13 protein-coding genes are annotated in these 17,841 nt (G+C 73.4%); 8 read left to right on the top strand and 5 right to left on the bottom strand.

Annotation, left to right across the window (positions count from 1 at the left end; all coding sequences use genetic code 11):
- The first annotated feature begins 95 nt into the window (after positions 1–95).
- Entirely contained in the window at positions 96–1,940 is a 1,845-nt protein-coding gene (locus tag ACEZDE_RS27905; RefSeq protein ID WP_380541666.1) for an ABC transporter ATP-binding protein, read from the top strand.
- On the top strand, positions 1,937–3,793 hold the full coding sequence (locus ACEZDE_RS27900) for an ATP-binding cassette domain-containing protein (RefSeq protein WP_380541663.1): 1,857 nt from the start codon (positions 1,937–1,939) through the stop codon (positions 3,791–3,793). The genes ACEZDE_RS27905 and ACEZDE_RS27900 overlap by 4 nt, the downstream gene beginning before the upstream one ends.
- On the opposite strand, the gene ACEZDE_RS27895 is transcribed toward ACEZDE_RS27900, so the two are convergent.
- From ACEZDE_RS27895 to ACEZDE_RS27885, 3 genes are all read right to left on the bottom strand, one after another.
- Entirely contained in the window at positions 3,775–7,707 is a 3,933-nt protein-coding gene (locus ACEZDE_RS27895; RefSeq protein ID WP_380541660.1) for a chromosome segregation SMC family protein, read from the bottom strand. The two genes, ACEZDE_RS27900 and ACEZDE_RS27895, sit on opposite strands and share 19 nt — an antisense overlap.
- A 228-nt stretch (positions 7,708–7,935) precedes the next feature.
- A complete protein-coding gene (locus tag ACEZDE_RS27890; RefSeq protein ID WP_380541657.1) occupies positions 7,936–8,139 on the bottom strand; it encodes a hypothetical protein in 204 nt (67 codons plus the stop codon).
- 313 nt (positions 8,140–8,452) lie between these two features.
- Positions 8,453–8,731: an acylphosphatase gene (locus ACEZDE_RS27885; RefSeq protein WP_380541654.1), complete on the bottom strand. Its 279-nt coding sequence runs from the start codon at positions 8,729–8,731 to the stop codon at positions 8,453–8,455.
- Positions 8,732–8,876: 145 nt separating this feature from the next.
- On the opposite strand from ACEZDE_RS27885, the gene ACEZDE_RS27880 reads away from it, so the two are divergent.
- Positions 8,877–9,722, top strand: coding sequence for a CAP domain-containing protein (locus ACEZDE_RS27880; protein ID WP_380541650.1), 846 nt, complete (start codon positions 8,877–8,879; stop codon positions 9,720–9,722).
- A 34-nt stretch (positions 9,723–9,756) separates the two neighbouring features.
- Here the strand turns inward: ACEZDE_RS27880 and ACEZDE_RS27875 are convergent, their stop codons facing one another.
- Positions 9,757–10,203 (bottom strand): GtrA family protein, encoded by a 447-nt coding sequence (locus tag ACEZDE_RS27875; protein ID WP_380541647.1) that lies wholly within the window; start codon positions 10,201–10,203, stop codon positions 9,757–9,759.
- Positions 10,203–11,459, bottom strand: coding sequence for a hypothetical protein (locus ACEZDE_RS27870; RefSeq protein WP_380541644.1), 1,257 nt, complete (start codon positions 11,457–11,459; stop codon positions 10,203–10,205). The genes ACEZDE_RS27875 and ACEZDE_RS27870 overlap by 1 nt, the downstream gene beginning before the upstream one ends.
- 123 nt (positions 11,460–11,582) lie before the next feature.
- Here ACEZDE_RS27870 and ACEZDE_RS27865 point away from each other — a divergent pair, with 123 nt between their 5' ends.
- The 5 genes from ACEZDE_RS27865 to ACEZDE_RS27845 all read left to right on the top strand — a co-directional run bounded on the left by ACEZDE_RS27865 (position 11,583) and on the right by ACEZDE_RS27845 (position 17,841).
- Complete coding sequence (locus tag ACEZDE_RS27865) at positions 11,583–12,590, top strand: glycosyltransferase family 2 protein (protein ID WP_380541641.1); 1,008 nt, start codon at positions 11,583–11,585, stop codon at positions 12,588–12,590.
- Between the two features lie 394 nt (positions 12,591–12,984).
- Positions 12,985–14,100, top strand: coding sequence for an ABC transporter substrate-binding protein (locus ACEZDE_RS27860; protein WP_380541638.1), 1,116 nt, complete (start codon positions 12,985–12,987; stop codon positions 14,098–14,100).
- Positions 14,101–14,225: 125 nt separating this feature from the next.
- Positions 14,226–15,866 (top strand): sugar ABC transporter ATP-binding protein, encoded by a 1,641-nt coding sequence (locus ACEZDE_RS27855; protein WP_380541787.1) that lies wholly within the window; start codon positions 14,226–14,228, stop codon positions 15,864–15,866.
- Complete coding sequence (locus ACEZDE_RS27850; RefSeq protein ID WP_380541635.1) at positions 15,863–16,837, top strand: ABC transporter permease; 975 nt, start codon at positions 15,863–15,865, stop codon at positions 16,835–16,837. The genes ACEZDE_RS27855 and ACEZDE_RS27850 overlap by 4 nt, the downstream gene beginning before the upstream one ends.
- On the top strand, positions 16,834–17,841 hold the full coding sequence (locus tag ACEZDE_RS27845) for an ABC transporter permease (RefSeq protein WP_380541632.1): 1,008 nt from the start codon (positions 16,834–16,836) through the stop codon (positions 17,839–17,841). The genes ACEZDE_RS27850 and ACEZDE_RS27845 overlap by 4 nt, the downstream gene beginning before the upstream one ends.

Below are 17,841 nucleotides of genomic sequence, written 5' to 3'. Positions count from 1 at the left end.
GGGTGTGCGAGTACGGGAGAAGCAGGCAGAACCGGGCCCCCGGCGGGGCGGAATTCGGTGGAACCGCTTCCGGCGCCCGCGGCATCATCACTGTCATGATCACCTCGATTGGCACCGCCGCGGCCCGTCGGCTCCAGCTGCTGCGGATGCTGCGCGAGGCGGGGCCCGCGGTGCTGCTCGGCTACGCGTCGGCGCTGCTGCTGGGCTCGGTCACCCCGGCCGCCACCGCCGCGGTGCTCGCGCTGCTGGTGTCGCGGCTCGACACCGCGGCCACCGGCAGCACCCTGTTCGACGCCGCGCTGCTGCCGCTGGCGCTGTTCGGCGGCGTGTTGCTGCTCGGCCACCTCGGCGACGCCGCCGCCACGCCGCTGGAGTACCTGGCCAGGTCCCGGGTGGACGGCGCGCAGCGGGCCCGGATCGCCCGGCTGGTGCTGGCCGGGCCCACGGTCGGCGCACTGGAGACCCCCGAGGTGCAGGCCGCCGTGCGCGGCGCCATCGGCGATCCGGACCGCGGCCCGGACCGCACCGTCGGGCTGGGCGCGGTCGCGGCGCTGCGGCGGCTGGCGGCGCTGGCCGGGGCGGTGGCCTCCTGCGCGGTGCTGGCCGGCTACGCCTGGTGGCTGCTGCCGGTGCTGCTGGTCCCGGCCGGGGCCTGCGGCTACCTGCGGTTCCGGCAGGGCGTGGCGGTCAACGAGACCTGGCGCTTCGCCGACCGGGAGGAGCTGCACGCGGACGTCTGGCGGCAGGCGGTGGTGTCGCCGAGCGAGGGCAAGGACATCCGGGTGTTCGGCCTGGCCGACTGGCTGGTGCGGCGGCTGCAGCGGCACATCGACGTGGCCAACGCCCCGCTGTGGACCGTGATGCTGCGGATCGCCCGGGGCGAGTGGCTGCCGCTGCTGCTGGTGTCGGCCGGGCTGGTGCCCGCGTACACCGCGGTGACCTGGAGCGCGGTGCACGGGCACAGCACGGTCGCGGTGCAGACGGCGGTGCTGGCGGCGGGGTGGTCGCTGGTCCAGGCCCTGGGCTCGGGTGGTGAACTGCTGCAGATCACCGGCGCCAACAGCGCGCTGGCCGGGTACGACCGCCTGCGCGGGACGCTGGGCGGCGAGGCCGCGGCGCTGCCGGACCGGGGCGCGCTGCCGTCGCCGCGTCAGCCGGCCGGGGGCGGGCCGCCGTTGGTGCGTTTCGAACAGGTGGGGTTCGGCTATCCGGGCGGCGCGCGTGCCGTGCTGGACCGGCTCGACCTGGAGATCAGGCCCGGCGAGCTGCTGGCCGTGGTCGGGTTGAACGGCGCGGGCAAGTCGACGCTGATCAAACTGCTGTCCGGGCTCTACCGGCCGACGTCCGGCCGGATCACGGTCGACGGCGCCGAACTGACGGCGCGGAACACCGGGTCCTGGCGGTCCCGGATCGCGGTGGTGTTCCAGGACTTCGTCCGCTACCAGCTCTCCGCCGCCGACAACGTGGTCCTGGGCGCGGCGCACGACCGCGCCGCGCTGGACCTGGCCGCGCGCGACGCCGGCTTCGCGCCGGTGCTGGCGCGGCTCCCGGACGGCTGGGACACCCCGCTGGCCCGCTCCCGCACCGGCGGGGTGGACCTGTCCGGCGGCCAGTGGCAGCAGCTGGTGCTGACCCGCGCCCTGTACGCGGTCAGGACCGGGGCGCAGCTGCTGGTGCTGGACGAGCCGACCGCGCACCTGGACGTCCGCACCGAGTTCGAGGTGTTCCGGCGGCTGGCCGAGCACCGCGGCCGAACCAGCGTGGTGCTGATCTCGCACCGGCTGTCGACGGTCCGTCGGGCCGACCGGATCGTGCTGCTGGACGGCGGCCGGATCACCGAGTCAGGGACGCACGAGGAGCTGATGGCGCGGGGCGGCGGCTACGCCGACCTGTTCACGGTGCAGGCGGAGCGGTTCGCCGCGGCGGGGGTGACCGAATGACGTCCGACGGTGTCAGCGGGGCAGACGGGGCAGGTAGCGCGGGCGGGGCGCCCGGGGCCCGCCGCACGCTGCGGCTGTGGTGGGAGCTGATGGTGCTGAGCCGGCGCGAGCTGCCCGGCCTCACCGCCGCCTCGCTGGCCGCCCTGGCCGGATCGGTGCTGGTGGTGGCGGCGACCGGGCTCAGCCTGAAGGCGGCCGTGGACGCGACGATCCGGGGCGCGGCGCCGGCCGCGGTGGCCGCCGCCGTCTGCGCCGGGGTGGCGTACGCGCTGAGCGCCTCGCTGACCACCCTGGTCAGCCGGCTCACCAACACCACCAACGACCGGCTGGGACGGCTGGTGCTGCACCCCCGGGTGCACCACGAGATCGCCGCCCTGGAGGGTCTGGAGCACCTGGAGCGCAGTGACTTCCTGGACCGGGTGACCCTGGTCCGCTCGTCCACCGCCGAGCTGGCCGCCGCGCCGTGGAGCGCGGCGCGGACGGTGGCCGGGGTGCTGCGGCTCGGAGTGACCCTGCTGCTGCTCGGCGCGGTCAACCCCTGGCTGCTCCTGCTGCTGCCGCTGGCGGCGGCGCCGACCTGGGCCGATCACCGGGGTCAGCGCGCGGTGCGGACCACCGAGGTGGAGACCGCCGAGGAGTACCGGTTGCAGCAGCACCTGCTGGACCTGGCGGTGCAGCCGGCCACCGCCAAGGAGGTGCTGACCACCGGCAGCGCCGACGGGCTGATTGACCGTCAGGCGGCGGGCTGGGACGCGGTGGTGCGGCTGCGGGCCGGTGCCGCGTTCCGGGCGGCGGCATGGGGGCTGGGCGGCTGGACGGTGTTCGCCGCCGGGTTCACCGCCGCGCTGGCACTGGTCGCCCACCGCACCTCGCGCGGCGAGGGCACGGTCGGCGACCTGGTGCTGACCGTCACCGTCGCGGCAACGGTGCGGCAGAGCCTGCAGGGCGTGGTCACGGCCACCGCCGCGACCGCGGCCTCGGCCCGGATCGTCGAGCCGTACCTGTGGCTGCGGGACTACGCCGCCGCGGCGCGGGCCGGGGCCGGCGGCGGGGCCGCTCCCCCGGCGGTGCTGCGCGACGGCATCACGCTGACCGGCGTCGGCTACACCTACCCCGGCACCGGGCAGCCGGCCCTGGCGGACTTCAGCGCCCGGCTCCCGGCCGGGTCCGTGGTCGCGGTGGTGGGCGAGTACGGCTCTGGCAAGACCACCCTGGTGAAGCTGCTGGCGAAGTTCTACCGGCCGGACAGCGGCACGGTGCTGGTGGACGGGGTCCCGTTGGCGGGCATCGACACCGAGGCCTGGCGGGCCCGGTCCAGCGCCGCCTTCCAGGACTTCGGCCGGTTCCGCACCACGTTCGCGGACACTGTCGGCCTCGGCGACGTGGCCCGGCTGGAGGACCGGGCCGCGGTCGAGGCCGCGGTGCGGGCCGCGGACGCGGAGGGCATCGTGGCCGGGCTGCCGGACGGCCTGGACACCCAGCTCGGCCGCGAACTCGGCGGCGTGGAGCTGTCCGAGGGCCAGTGGCAGCGGGCGGCGCTGGCCCGCGCCTCGATGCGGCCCGACCCGCTGCTGTTCGTCCTGGACGAGCCCACCGCCTCGCTGGACGCGGTCAGCGAGCAGGCCATCTTCGAGCGGTACATGGCTCGCGCGGCGGAACTCGGGGCGCGGACCGGGGCGGTGACGGTGATCGTGTCGCACCGCTTCTCGACCGTGACCGGCGCGGACCTGATCCTGGTCCTGCACCGGGGACGGCTGGCGGAGTCCGGCGACCACGCGACGCTGATGGCCCTGAACGGCCGCTACGCCGAGCTCTACGGACTGCAGGCGGCGGCCTACTCGTTGGACGACTGAGCCGGCTGCTGGTCGTGCGGGGGCTCGGGTTCTGTCGGCTGGGGCGGTGCGGGCGGCTGGGCCTGTTGCGCGGGGAGGATGCGGCGCGGCGGCTTCCGGGGCTCGTCCCGCAGTCGCTGGCTGATCACCTGGGAGATGCCGTCGCCGCGCATGGAGACGCCGTAGAGCGCGTCGGCGCACTCCATCGTCAGTTTCTGATGGGTGATCACGATCAGCTGGGAGCTGTCGCGCAGCTCCTCCATGATCGCGATCAACCGGCGCAGGTTGGTCTCGTCCAGCGCCGCCTCGACCTCGTCCATGACGTAGAACGGGCTGGGGCGGGCCTTGAAGATGGAGACCAGCAGGGCCACCGCGGTGAGTGAGCGCTCACCACCCGACAGCAGCGACAGCCGCTTGACCTTCTTGCCCGGCGGGCGCGCTTCCACGTCGATGCCGGTGGTCAGCATGTTCTCCGGATCGGTCAGCACCAGTCGGCCCTCGCCGCCGGGGAACAGCCGGGAGAAGACACCCTCGAACTGGGCCGCGGTGTCGTGGTACGCGGCGGTGAACACCTGCTCGACCCGCTCGTCCACCTCCTTGACCACGGTGAGCAGGTCGCGGCGGGTGTTCTTCAGGTCCTCCAGCTGCTCGCTGAGGAACTGGTGCCGCTCCTCCAGCGCCGCGAACTCCTCCAGCGCCAACGGATTGACCTTGCCGAGCTGGGTGTACGCCTTCTCGGCGGCGCGCAGCCGCTTCTCCTGCTCCGCGCGGTCGTACGGGCGGGCCGCCGCCTCCGGCTCCTCGCCGTCGGCCGGGGCCGAGGGCGGGACCGGCTGGTCCGGGCCGTACTCGGCGAGCAGGCCGTCCGCCTCGATGCCGTGCTCCTCCAGCGCCTTGAGCTCCAACTGCTCTATCCGCAGCCGCTTCTCGGCGCGCAGCACCTCGTCCCGGTGCACCGAGTCGGTGAGTTTGTCCAGCTCCGCCTTGAGCTCCCGGCTGCGGACCCGCTCCTGCGCCAGCTCCTTGTCGCGGACGGCGCGGTCCTGCTCCGCGCCGAGCTTCTCGGCCGCGGCGGCGGCGAGCGAGGAGTCCACGAAGGCCAGCAGCTGCCGGGCCCCTTCGACCACCGCGCCCGCCACCCGCGCCTCCTGGCGCAGCCGCTGCTGCCGGGCGGCGGCACGGGTCCTGGCCTCGCGCTCGGCGCGCGCGCCCCGGTCCAGCGAGTCCGCGCGCCCGGCCAGGCCGCGGACCCGCTCCTCGTGGGTACGGACCGCGAGCCGGGCCTCCATCTCGGTCTGCCGGGAGCGGGCCGACTCCTCGTTGAGGCGGTCGCGGGCGTCGGTGTCCGGCTCCTCGTCGGCCGGGATCTCCTCCGCGACCAGCAGCCGTTCGGCCAGCTCGGCGAGGTCCGCCTCGGCGGCGACCTGTGCGGCCTCCGCCTTCGCGGCGGCGGCGGCGAGGCGCTCGGCCTCACCGGACGCACCGCGGGCCTGGCCGCCGAGGCGGCCCAACTGCTGGGCGACGGCCGACTTCTCCTTGTCGGCGGCGCGGCGGCGGGCGGCCAGCGACTCGGCCTCGGCGGCCAGCTCCTTCCGCCGTGCGGTGGCCTGTTCCAGGGCCGCGGCCAGCTCGTCCCGCCTCCCGGCCAGCGCGTCGAGCCCGGCCGCGGCCTCGTCCACCGCCGCCTGGGTCTCCAGCAGGCTCGGCGCGGCGGCCGACCCGCCGTATGCGAAGCCGCGCCCGAGCAGGTCGCCTTCGGCGGTCACCGCGGTGTGCGCGGGGTGCGCGGCGACCAGCTCCGCCGCCTCGGCGAGCGTCCCCACCAGCAGGTAGCCGCCCAACAGCCCCCGCACCACCGCGACCAGCTCCGCAGGCCCGTCCACCAGCGCGGCGACCGCCACGGCGCCACGGGGAGCGGGAGCGGGGGCACCGGAGGCGGGGAGGGCAGGCGCGGGGGCGGGGGCGGTAAAAGCGGAGCCGGGCTGCTCGGGGGCGGGGCCGCTGGTTGCCACGGTGTTGGCGCCGGAGGCGGGGAGGGCGGGGGCTTCACCGTCGGACGGGGCGGTGGGCGCGGTGCGTCCGCCCTCCGCGGGGCTCGCGGCGGCGGGGCTCGCGGCGGTGTGGCCGGCTGGGCCGGGGTGCCCCGGCGTCGTGGTGGCCGCGGTCTCCGGCGTGGTGGCGGGGGACGGTTCCGCCGCTGCGGCGGGGCCCCGCTCCGCGATGAGCAGGGCCGCGCGGCCGGCGTCCGTGCTGCGGAGCAGCCCCAGTGCCGCCGCGGCGGCGGGGAGGCTGTCCACGGCGATGGCGTCGGCGGCGTGGCCGAGGGCGGCGGCCACCGCCGCCTCCGCGCCGGGGCGGACCCGGAGCAGGGAGGCGGCCGGGCCGAGCACCCCGGGCAGCCGCTGCTCCGCCCCCGCGGCCAGCACCGCGCCGGTGCCGTCCTTACGGCGCAGGCCCAGTGCCAACGCCTCACGGCGGGCGGTGAGTCCGGCGCGCTCCCGTTCCACTGCCGCCAGCTCCTCGCGGGCCCGCGACTGTGCCTCCTCGGCCTCGGCCAGCGCCGCCCGTACCCCGCGGAGCTGCCCTTCGGCCTCCTCGTCGCCTGCCTCAAGCCCGTCGACCTGCTCCTTGAGCAGCTCGTACTCCTCGGTCGCGGCCTCCGCGCGCTCCCGCGCGCCGTCCCTGGCCTCGGCGAGGCGTCCGATCTCCTCGCCCGCGCCGACCGCGCGCGACCGCGCCGCGGCGACCTTGCCCTGCAGCCGGGCCAGCCCCTCCCGTCGGTCCGCCAGCGCCCGCGCGGCGGCGCGCAGCCGCTGCTCCTCGGCGGCGAGCGCCCGTTCCAGCTCGGACCGCAGCTCCACCGTCTCGGCGAGGGCGTACTGCGCCTCCTCCAGCGCCTCCTTGAGCTCGGCCTCCTCCTCGCGGATCCGGGCCGCCTCGCGCTCCATCTCCTCCGGGTCCCGGCCGCGCCGCTCCTCCGCGCCCGGGTTCTGCGCGTGCCGCACCCTGGCCTCGGCCAGGCCGACCGTGCCGCGGACCCGCTCGGCCAGCGAGGACAGCGCGAACCAGGTCTGCTGGGCCTGCTCGACCCGCGGCCCGAGCTGGGCCACCTGCGCCTCCAGCACCGCCTCCCGCTGCTGCAGCGCGGTCAGCTCCTGCTCGACCCCGGACCGGCGCAGCCGCAGCGCCATCTCGTCCGCGACCTCCTCCTCCACCGCCCGCCGCAGCGTCACCAGGTCGTCGGCGAGCAGCCGCAGCCGGGCGTCGCGCAGGTCGGCCTGGATGGTGGCCGCGCGGCGGGCGATCTGGGCCTGCCGTCCCAGCGGCTTCAGCTGCCGCCGCAGCTCGTTGACCAGGTCCTGGACCCGGGTCAGATTGGCCTGCATCGCGTCCAGCTTCCGCAGCGCCTTCTCCTTGCGCTTGCGGTGCTTGAGGACGCCGGCCGCCTCCTCGATGAACGCCCTGCGGCCCATCGGGTCGGCGTGCAGCACCGAGTCCAGCTGGCCCTGGCCGACGATGACGTGCATCTCGCGGCCGATGCCGGAGTCGGAGAGCAGTTCCTGGATGTCCAGCAGCCGGCAGGTGCTGCCGTTGATCGCGTACTCGCTGCCGCCGTTGCGGAACATGGTCCGGGAGATGGTGACTTCGCTGAACTCGATCGGCAGCGCGCCGTCGGTGTTGTCGATGGTCAGCGCGACCTCGGCGCGGCCCAGCGGGGTGCGCCCGCTGGTCCCGGCGAAGATGACGTCCTCCATCTTGCCGCCGCGCAGCGACTTGGCGCCCTGCTCGCCCATGACCCAGGACAGCGCGTCGACCACGTTGGACTTGCCCGAGCCGTTCGGTCCCACGACACAGGTGATCCCCGGCTCGAAGCGAAGCGTGGTCGCGGACGCGAAGGACTTGAATCCGCGCAGCGTGAGGCTCTTGAGATGCACGACTGGAACTCTAGCCCGGCGCGGGAGGGTGACCGGGAGCCGCGCGACGTGGTTTCACCTGCGGGGGGAGCGGGCATCCCAGGAGCAGGGGTTACCGGGCGGGGGTATGCGGAGAAGGCGAAAAGGACGAAGGGACGCCACGGTGGGCGTCCCTTGCACTATCTCTCGGCGATGCCGCCCGCCAGACCCGGGCAGTCCTCGGCTTGCGGACCGAGGACCGGTGAGGGATCAGGAGTAAGCGGGCACCGGCTGGGGTACGTCGATGCTGCGGAGCAGCTGCTCGTGGTCCGCGACGGACGACAGCGCGTCGTTCTCGGCCTGCATCCGGGTGAGCTCGGATTCCAGGTCCAGGACACGCTGCTGAAGACGTCGCATCTCGGAGAGCACGCGCGGGTCGGGGCCGCCGACGTAACCGAGAAGCGCCTTTGCCATGATGGATGGTCCTCCACACTGAGTGACCGACCGATGAAGGTGGGGTCGTGGTTGTGGTACGCACCCGGGAGGGCAGTCATTGTCAGGCTTTTCGGGGCCGAACGCCTTGGACTGTACGTGCGAGTGCGCGGGCTTCCAGCGTCTCACCAAACGCGAAAAGGGTCAACACGATCACAGCGTGCAACCTCTGCCGCGGCACCGAGCAGCGGATTCATCACGCTGCGGAGCGGTTCCCGCGGGGAGTGGTCGATCACCACTCGGTGCGCAGTCAACCACGGCGCGGCCGAGAGCGCAACCATCCGACTACGGCAGGTCAGCGGATGGCGAAGCCCTCGTAGCCGCCCCCGGACGGGCCCCATATCTCGGTGACGCCGTCCACCCGGCCGGGCGTGTCGCCGTGCCGCAGCAGCTCCAGCAGCAGCCGGCACTGCTCCCTGCTGCCCTCCGCCACCACCTGCACCCGCCCGTCGCCGAGGTTGGACGCGTAGCCGAGCAGCCCGATCTCCAGCGCCCGGGAACGGGTCCACCAGCGGAATCCGACCTGCTGCACCGCGCCGCGCACCCATGCGGTCATCCGGACCTCGTCACCCATGGCCACGAGTCTCTCACCTGCGCGTTGCCCCACATGCCCGCGCGTGCCCCGGTTGATGCCCTACGCTCCTCTCCTGCCGCACCCGTTCGGGTGTGCGACGCATGTCAGTGTCCGGCCGGGGGGCCAGGAAAGGACAGCGGCAGCCATGCCCCGTCACGCTCAGAGCAGCCACGCCTCGCACCGCAGAGGCTCGCGCGCGGGCGCCCCGCGACGCCGTCGGCGACGGGGGCCGCGGGTCCTGTTCGCGGTCTGCTGCACGGCGCTGGCGGCCGGTGCGGGCGGTGTGCTGAGCGGCGTGCTGCCGCTGCCGCCGGGGGTGCCGGCCAGCGTCGTGGTGGCCGGAGACCCGGCCGCGGGCCGTACCCCGGTGGTCCACCGCGGCACCGCGATATCGACCGCCGCGGGTCCCGCCTACAACGGCGGTGCGGCGGCCGGCGCCGCCGCCCCCGGCGCGAGGGCGGGGAGCAGCGGCAGCCCCTCGGCGCGCCCGTCGCCCACGCCGACCGCGACGCCCGGCGCGACGCACTCGGCGACGGCGACCGCGTCGCCCAGCGCCACCGCCTCCCAGCCGCCCACGACCACCGCCCCGACCAGGCAGAACGCGGCGGTGGTGGCCACCGACCAGGCGCAGATCCTGGACCTGGTGAACATCCAGCGCGCCAAGGCGGGCTGCAAGGCGCTCACCGCCTCCACGCCGCTGAACACGCTGGCCCAGAACTTCAGCCAGGAGATGGCGGTCCGGAACTTCTTCGACCACACCGACCCGGACGGCAAGTCCCCGTGGGACCGTGCCAAGGCGCTGGGCATCACCGACCTCGGCGGCGAGAACATCGCCATGGGCCAGCAGACCCCCGACGACGTGATGACCGCCTGGATGAACAGCGCGGGCCACCGCGCCAACATCCTCAACTGCACCTACCACTCCCTCGGCGTGGGCGTCTACTACGCCGCCACCGGCGGCCCCTGGTGGACCCAGGACTTCGGCTTCTGAGCTGCCCCGCCGCCGACCGCCGCCTCGCCCCGAGTCAGGGGCTTTCGCGGGGCGGGCGGAAGACCCAGAGCCGGAGCAGCACGAAGCGGAGCAGCGTGGCCGCGGCGTTGGCGGCGATCAGGGCGGTGAGCTGGACCAGGTGGGACGGGTGGGCGTCGCAGCGGTGCAGCAGGGCGAGCGCGCCGCTGCTCAGCGCCAGGCCGGCCAGGAAGGCCACCGCGCCCTGGAGTTGGTGCCGGGCCGCGCCGCGGGCGCCGGTCACGCCGAAGGTGAAGCGGCGGTTGGCGGCGGTGTTGCCGACCGCGGTGACCGCCAGCGCGGTGAAGTTGGCCCACTGCGCCCCGAGCGGCGGCTGGAGCAGCAGGTAGAGGCCGAGGTAGGCGACCGTGCTGACCGCGCCGACGACGGCGAACACCGGGGCCTGCCGGGTCACCCGCCGCTGTGCCGTGGTGCGGTCCGGCGCCGCCGTGTCCTGCGGCACTACGGGATGCCCAGTTCGAACAGGGCGTACCCGGCGTACCAGCCGGAGGTCACCGCGAGGGTGAGGAAGACCGTGGCCAGCACCGGCCACTTCAGCGCCTTCATCCCCACCGCAGGGGCGATGAACAGCGGGAACACCGGCAGCAGGTAGCGCGAGACATTGCCGAAGATCTGCATGCTGCCCAGCGCCGAGGCGATGGTGATGAGGGTGTAGACCACCATCCACAGCGGTGGCCGCAGCCGGAGGAAGAAGGCGATCAGGATCGGCAGCATCAGCACCGCCGCGGCCCCGATGGTGTCCTCGACCGGGAAGGCGTAGCTGTAGTCGAACTGGCCCAGCGCGATCCGGCCGAGCACGTCCCAGGTGTGCTGCCCGAAGTCGAAGTAGTGGTCCCAGGCGTCGTGCTCCAGGGTGAAGTAGCCGGTGGGGCTGCCCATCCCGATGCCGACCCAGAGCAGGTACCCGGCCAGGCCGACCGGCGCCACCAGCATCGCGAACAGCGGCCGGAGCACGCCGTCCTCGCGTCCGCGCAGCAGGGAGAGCAGCGCGGTCAGGCAGACCGCGGCGATGATCGCGACCGAGGTGGGCCGGCTCAGTCCGGCGACCAGGGCGAGCAGCCCGGCGGCAACCCAGCGCCTGATCATCAGGCAGTAGCCGGTCCAGGCCGCGAGGGCGACGAAGATCGCGTCGGAGTAGACCGCCCACTCGACCCCGGAGCCGGGGAAGACCGCCCAGATCGCGGCGGCGACCAGCCCGGCCCGGTGGCCGCCGATCAGTGCGGTGACCGCGTAGATCCCGGCGGCGGCGGCGAACGCGCTGACCACCGAGACCAGCACGCCCGCCCCGAACACGCCGAGCCCGGTGCAGTCCATGACCAGCCGCATCATGCCCGGGTAGAGCGGGAAGAAGGCGGTGGAGTTCTGCGGCAGGCTGCCGCCGGTGAAGTGCGGCGGCAGGTGCTGGGGGTGGTAGCCGTAGAGGGCGACCTTCTTGTACCAGCCGCCGTCCCAGAACTCCAGGATGTTCCAGACCCGGTCCCCCGCGGCGAACTGCGCGGCCTGCTGCTTGTAGGCGCCGGAGGCGTTCGCCAGGGCCATGAAGACGGCGAAGCCGATCAGCTTCAGCACTCCGTAGACCGCCAGCGCGGGGGCCGCGCGCCGGGCCAGGCCGAGGGCCCGCTCGCGGACCGCGTCCGGGCGCGGCTCCGGGTCGGGGACGTCGTCGGAGTCGGGCAGAGCCGTGGTGGAAGTGGTCATGAGTGTCTGCGGCCCTGCCTGCCGATGGTCGCCTCGGTCACCCGGACACGTTATATGTTGGGCGGCCAGGCGAGTGTAACGTGACCGGATCGGTGCCGGGACCAGGCGAAGCGGGATGAGTCAATGAGTGCTGTGCCCGGAGCTGGGACGGTGTTGTCGGTCGTCATCCCGATGTTCAACGAGGAGAGCGCGCTGCCGGCCCTGGTCGCCCGGCTGCGTCCGGTGTTGGACGGCATCGGCGCCGGGTACGGGGGCGCCGGGTACGAGGTGGTCGCGGTCGACGACGGCAGCTCGGACCGGACCGCCGCGCTGCTGGAGGACTTCCGGATCGGCTGGCCCGAGCTGCGGGTGGTCCGGCTGCGCCGCAACTCCGGGCACCAGGCCGCGCTGACCGCGGGCCTGCACCGGGCCGTGGGCGACTACGTGGTCAGCATCGACGCGGACCTGCAGGACCCGCCGGAGAAGATCCCGGAGATGCTGGAGCTGGCCAGGTCCGGGGACCTGGACATCGTCTACGGCGTCCGCACCGACCGCAGCGCCGACACCGGCTTCAAGCGCCGCACCGCCGGGGTCTACTACTGGCTGATGCGCCGTCTGGTCGGCGACCGGATGCCGTCCCAGGCGGGCGACTTCCGGCTGCTGAGCCGCCAGGCCGTGGACGCGCTGAAGGAGCTGCCGGACCAGCAGCAGGTGTACCGGCTGCTGGTGCCCTGGCTGGGCTTCCCCAGCGGACAGGTCAGCTACGAGCGCGAGGAGCGGGTGGCCGGGGAGACCAAGTACCCGCTGAGCCGGATGATCCGGCTCGGCGTGGACAGCGTCACCGGCTTCTCCGCCGCGCCGCTGCGGGTGGCGACCTGGCTCGGCGTGCTGAGCTTCTTCGTCTGCCTGCTGCTGATCGTGTTCACCCTGGGCGCCTTCGCGGCCGGGCACGTCGTCCCCGGCTGGAGCTCGCTGTTCATCGGGATCCTGTTCCTGGGCGCGGTGCAGCTGATCTGCCTGGGCCTGCTCGGCGAGTACGTGGGCCGGATCTACACCGCGGTGCAGCGCAGGCCCACCTTCTTCGTCGGCTACGACTCCGCGGACGCTCCGCGGAGCGTCCGCGCGGCCACGGTCGACGAGACCCGGGACTGACCCGCGGCTTCCACAGGTGGTCCGGGGCGCCGTTGTCCCGGTACCACTGAACGTGCGCGCGCCTTGCCGCTGTCGCGGTTGACGATGCGGTGACTGTCGTCGCCGCCGATGCACATCGTTGTAACGGACATTGAGGCACCGCCACCAGGAACCGTCAAGACCCAACAGAACCGATCGACCAAACCCGGCAAAGTGCACCGAAAATGACAACTTCGCAGCCCGGAGCCGCTTTTTCGAACAGCTTCAGGTCTCGGTCGAGCACAGAACTCCCCAGATACCGACCAAAGCCCTTGACACCCCTGGGGACTGGTGCCTCAATATCCCCGTTACATCGTTGGAATGAGCCTCTCGCCCGCCCCTTCCGCCCCCACCCTCACAAGGATGTGATCGGCGCATGAACGCCACCCCGCTGCGCAAGGCAGTCCCCGTCACCGCCCTCGCCGCCGTCCTCTGCCTGGGCCTCAGCTCCTGCACCAAGGCCAGTACCACCACCGACGGCTCGTCCTCCGGCGCCTCGTCCGCCAATACGGCCGCCGCCCAGCAGGTGGTCACCCCGTCCGCCTCGGCCAGTGGCCCCGGCTGCACCGCCTCGACCTACGCCGGCGGCGTTCCCGCGCTGAACATCACCGACGGCAAGACCGTCGTCGGCTTCTCCCAGTCCGAGTCCACCAGCAACCCGTTCCGCGCCACCGAGACCAAGTCGATCGAGGACCAGGCCAAGTCACTGGGCGTCAAGCTGATCGAGCGCAACGCCAATGCCGACGTCAACGCCCAGAACTCGCAGATCGAGGACATGATCGCGCAGGGCGCCAAGGTGCTGATCGTGGCCCCGGAGAACTCGGACGGCCTCGGCCCGGCGCTGGCCCAGGCCAAGGCCAAGAAGATCCCGGTGCTCACCATCGACCGCACCGTCACCGGCACCGCCTGCTCCGACTTCATCGCCTTCATCGGCTCGAACTTCTACGGCCAGGCGCAGATAGCCGCCGACGACCTCGCCACCGCCACCAACAGCACCGGCCAGGTCGCGATCCTCTCCGGCACCCCCGGCAACAACGTCTCCACCGACCGCACCAAGGGCTTCACCGACGAGCTGGCGTCCAAGTACCCCAACCTCAAGGTGGTCGCCTCGCAGACCGCCAACTTCGACCAGACCGACGGGCAGAAGGTGATGGAGCAGCTGCTCCAGGCCCACCCGGGGATCACCGCCGTCTACGCCGAGAACGACGAGATGGCGTTCGGCGCGCTGCAGGCGATCAAGTCGGCCGGGAAGACCCCCGGCAAGGACATCAAGGTGGTCTCCATCGACGGGACCCAGCAGGCGGTGCAGGATGTCGTGGCGGGCCAGCTGGTCGCCGACATCGAGACCAACCCGCGGTTCGGCCCGCTGGCCTTCCAGTCGCTGCAGAACTTCTTCGGGACCACCGGGGTCCAGCCGAACGTGATCATCAAGGACGGTCACTTCACCTCGGCCAACGCCAAGGACGCGCTGGCCCAGGGCCTGGTCTACTGACCCGGACCAGCCGTCCTGGGACGACCGCCCGTGCGCAGGGGAGACCCCTCGGCGCACGGGCGGCCTCCCGCGTGATCCCCCCAGTTCCACGAAGGAGGCACACGGTGCCCGAGACACGACCCGACATATCCGCCGCCGCCCCTCCCGGCTCCCCCGGCCGCGCGGACCCGGACGCACCGGTGCTGGAGGTGTCCGGCGTCGGCAAGAGCTTCGCCGGGGTGCACGCGCTGCGCGGCGTCGACTTCAGCCTGCGCGCGGGCGAGGTGCACGCGCTGATCGGCGAGAACGGCGCCGGGAAGTCGACCCTGATCAAGGTGGTCACCGGGGTCCACCGGCCGGACACCGGCAGCATGCGGCTCGCGGGCGAGGAGTTCGCCTTCCACAGCCCGCTGGAGGCGCAGGCCGCCGGGATCTCGACCATCTACCAGGAGGTGAACCTGGTCCCGCTGATGTCGGTGGCCCGGAACCTCTTCCTCGGCCGCGAGCCGCGCCGCTTCGGCCTGGTCGACGAGCGCAGGATGCGCCGCGAGGCCGCCGAGACCCTGGCCCGCTACGGCGTGCACGGCGACGTCGGCCGCCCGCTGCACACGCTGGGCCTCGGCGCGCAGCAGATGGTCGCGCTGGCCCGCGCGGTGGGCATCGACGCCCGCGTGGTGATCATGGACGAGCCGACCTCGTCGCTGGAGCCGCGCGAGGTGGAGACCCTGTTCGGGGTGATCGGCGAACTGCGGGCGCAGGGCATCGCCGTGGTCTACGTGAGCCACCGGCTGGAGGAGCTGTACCGGATCTGCGACCGGGTCACCGTGCTCCGCGACGGCGAGGTGGTACACACCGGCGGGATGGCGGAGCTGGACCGGCTGCGGCTGGTCTCGCTGATGCTGGGCCGGGAGATGTCCACCGTGAAGCAACAGGGCGCCACCGCCTTCGGCAACGCCGAGCACACCCGGGACGACACCGAACCCGTGCTCACCGCGCGGGATCTGACTGTCCGTCACCGCATTCGGGGAGTGGACCTGGAGGTGCGGGCCGGTGAGGTGCTCGGCCTCGGCGGGCTGCTCGGCTCCGGGCGCAGCGAGACCGCCAAGGCCATCGTCGGCGCGCTGCCCAGCGACGCCGGGACGGTCGCCGTGGACGGCGTGGAGCTGCGTCGGCGCAGCCCGGCCGCGGCGATCCGGGCCGGGGTGGTGATGCTGCCCGAGGACCGCAAGGTGGAGGGCATCGTGCCCAGCCTCTCGGTGCGGGAGAACATCGTGCTGGCGGCGCTGCCGCGGCTGTCCCGCGGCGGAGTGGTCTCCACCGCCAAGCAGGACGCGGTGGTGAAGCTGTTCATGGAGCGGCTGCGGATCAAAGCCTCCAGCCCGGAGCAGAAGGTCAGCGACCTGTCCGGCGGCAACCAGCAGAAGGTGCTGCTGGCGCGGTGGCTCTGCATGAACCCCAAGGTGCTGCTGCTGGACGAGCCGACCCGGGGCATCGACGTCGGCGCCAAGGCCGAGGTGCAGGGCCTGATCGAGGAGTTGGCGGCGGAGGGGATGGCCGTGGTGCTGATCTCCTCGGAGCTGGAGGAGCTGATCGAGGGCTCGGACCGGGTGCTGGTGCTCAAGGAGGGCCGGATGGCCGGCCACCTCGACGGCGACCAGGTCAACGAGCCCGCGCTGCTCGCCGCCCTGGCCACCGGCCCGCTGGCGCCGACCGGCGAACAGCCCGAGCCCGAACAGCCCGAGCAGCCCGAGCCCGAACCGTCCGAGCCCGAGGAGAACGTCCGTTGAGTACCACCACTGCGGAGCGCGGCGGACTGCCCGCGCTGGACCGCCCCCGGCTGCTGCGGCTGCTCCAGGAGTACGGCGTCTACGCGGCGCTGCTGGTGCTGCTGGTGGTCGCGGTCTCCCTGGACGGCACCTTCCTGTCCGCGAGCAACGCCCGGGTGCAGCTGTTCCAACTGGCCCCGACCCTGCTGGTGGCACTGGGCATGGCCCTGGTCATCGGCACCGAGGGAATCGACCTCTCGGTCGGCGCGGTGATCGCGCTGTCCGCCGCGATCGTCCCGCTCTACCTCGGCTACGGCCTGGGCCTGGCGATCCCGCTGGCGCTGCTGCTGGGCGCGGCCTCCGGCCTGGTGGCCGGGGCGATGGTGGCCTTCGCCGGAGTGCAGCCGATCGTGGCGACGCTGTCGCTGATGATCGGCGTGCGCGGGCTGGCCGAGCTGGTCAACGGCTCGTCGGCGAAGCCGATCACCGACCCCGACCTGCTCGCCCTCGGCGAGAACAGCGTGCTGGGGGTGCCGTTGATGGCCTGGATCGCGCTGCTCGCCGCGGTGCTGGTCGGGCTGGTGGTGCGACGCACCACCTTCGGCCGGCAGCTGGTCGCGATCGGCGACAACCGGCAGGCCGGACGGCTGGCCGGGCTGCCGGTGCGCCGGGTGCTGGTCACCGTCTACATCGTCTCCGGGGTGCTCTCGGCGCTGGCCGGAATCCTGATCGTGGGCCACGGGGCCGAGGCCGACCCCGCCAACCAGGGCCTGAGCATGGAGTTGAGCGCCATCACCGCGGTGGTGGTCGGCGGCACCCCGCTCAGCGGCGGCAAGGTCCGGGTCGCCGGGACCGTCGCCGGAGCGCTGTTCATGCAGCTGATCACCGCGGTGCTGACCCAGCACAACGTGCCCGCCTCCTACACCCAACTCGTCGAAGCGGCCATCATCTGCTTCGCCGTCTACGCCTCCCGGGAGCGTGGTACCCGATGAGCTCCACCACCCTCGTCGCCCCCGACGCACCGTCAGCGGGGGCCGCCACCACGGCGACCCGGCTGGAGCAGCTGTCCGGGCAGATCCAGCGCCGCGGCGCGCTGGCCGTCCTGGTGCTGGTCTGCGTGATCGCCTCGGCGACCTCCAGCGCCTTCCCGACCTGGTCCAACATCAGCAGCATCCTCGGCAACAACGCCTTCGTCTGGCTGCTGGCGCTGGCCATGACCTTCGTCATCACCACCGGCGGGATCGACCTCTCGGTCGGCTCGCTCTACGCCCTCGGCGGGGTGCTCGCCGCCAGGGGCGCGCAGACCGGGACCTGGCTGGCGGTGCTGCTGCCGATCGTGGTCTGCGCCGCCTGGGGCGCCGTGCAGGGACTGCTGGTCGCCAGGGCGGGGATGGCGCCGTTCATCGTCACCCTGGCCGGGCTGCTCGGCGCCCGCGGGCTGCTGCAGGCGCTGACGAACGAGGGCTCGACCACCTACCTGATCCCGCAGCACTCGGTCTTCCGCGACCTGGGCGCGGGAGTCTGGCCACCGGTGCTGATCGTGGCGGCGCTGTTCGGCCTGGGCGCACTGCTGCTGACCAGGACCCGGTACGGGGCGACGCTGACCGCGCTCGGCGGCAACGAGAACGCCGCGGTGCTGATGGGCCTGCCGGTGGTCCGCGCCAAGGTGCTGGTCTACCTGCTCTCCGGCACCCTGGCCGGGACGGCCGGCGCGCTGGCCGGCTCCCGGCTCGGCTCCGGCGTCACCACCATCGGCGTCGGCTACGAACTGACCGCCATCGCCGCGGTGGTGATCGGCGGGACGCTGCTCACCGGCGGCGCGGGCTCGATCGGCGGCACGGTCTGCGGGGTGCTGCTGCTCGCGGTCATCCACAACCTGATCGACCACTACTTCTCGCAGTACGGGTCGGCCTTCACCGACACCGTGAACGGGGCGTTCCTGGCCGTGGTGGTGCTGCTGCAGACCCTGCTCAGCCGAGCGCGGCGGCTGAGCTGA

Origin of the sequence: Streptacidiphilus cavernicola (genome assembly GCF_042510955.1) — a bacterium.
Taxonomy (GTDB): domain Bacteria; phylum Actinomycetota; class Actinomycetes; order Streptomycetales; family Streptomycetaceae; genus Streptacidiphilus; species Streptacidiphilus cavernicola.
This window is presented reverse-complemented; position numbering and strand designations above follow the sequence as displayed.

Bases quoted from the DNA above. Each gene is read 5' to 3' on its own strand.
- ACEZDE_RS27890 (WP_380541657.1), bottom strand. From the start codon at position 8,139: ATGGCAAAGGCGCTTCTCGGTTACGTCGGCGGCCCCGACCCGCGCGTG.
- ACEZDE_RS27905 (WP_380541666.1), top strand. From the start codon at position 96: ATGATCACCTCGATTGGCACCGCCGCGGCCCGTCGGCTCCAGCTGCTG.
- ACEZDE_RS27880 (WP_380541650.1), top strand. From the start codon at position 8,877: ATGCCCCGTCACGCTCAGAGCAGCCACGCCTCGCACCGCAGAGGCTCG.
- ACEZDE_RS27885 (WP_380541654.1), bottom strand. From the start codon at position 8,731: ATGGGTGACGAGGTCCGGATGACCGCATGGGTGCGCGGCGCGGTGCAG.
- ACEZDE_RS27860 (WP_380541638.1), top strand. From the start codon at position 12,985: ATGAACGCCACCCCGCTGCGCAAGGCAGTCCCCGTCACCGCCCTCGCC.
- ACEZDE_RS27865 (WP_380541641.1), top strand. From the start codon at position 11,583: ATGAGTGCTGTGCCCGGAGCTGGGACGGTGTTGTCGGTCGTCATCCCG.
- ACEZDE_RS27845 (WP_380541632.1), top strand. From the start codon at position 16,834: ATGAGCTCCACCACCCTCGTCGCCCCCGACGCACCGTCAGCGGGGGCC.
- ACEZDE_RS27900 (WP_380541663.1), top strand. From the start codon at position 1,937: ATGACGTCCGACGGTGTCAGCGGGGCAGACGGGGCAGGTAGCGCGGGC.
- ACEZDE_RS27870 (WP_380541644.1), bottom strand. From the start codon at position 11,459: ATGACCACTTCCACCACGGCTCTGCCCGACTCCGACGACGTCCCCGAC.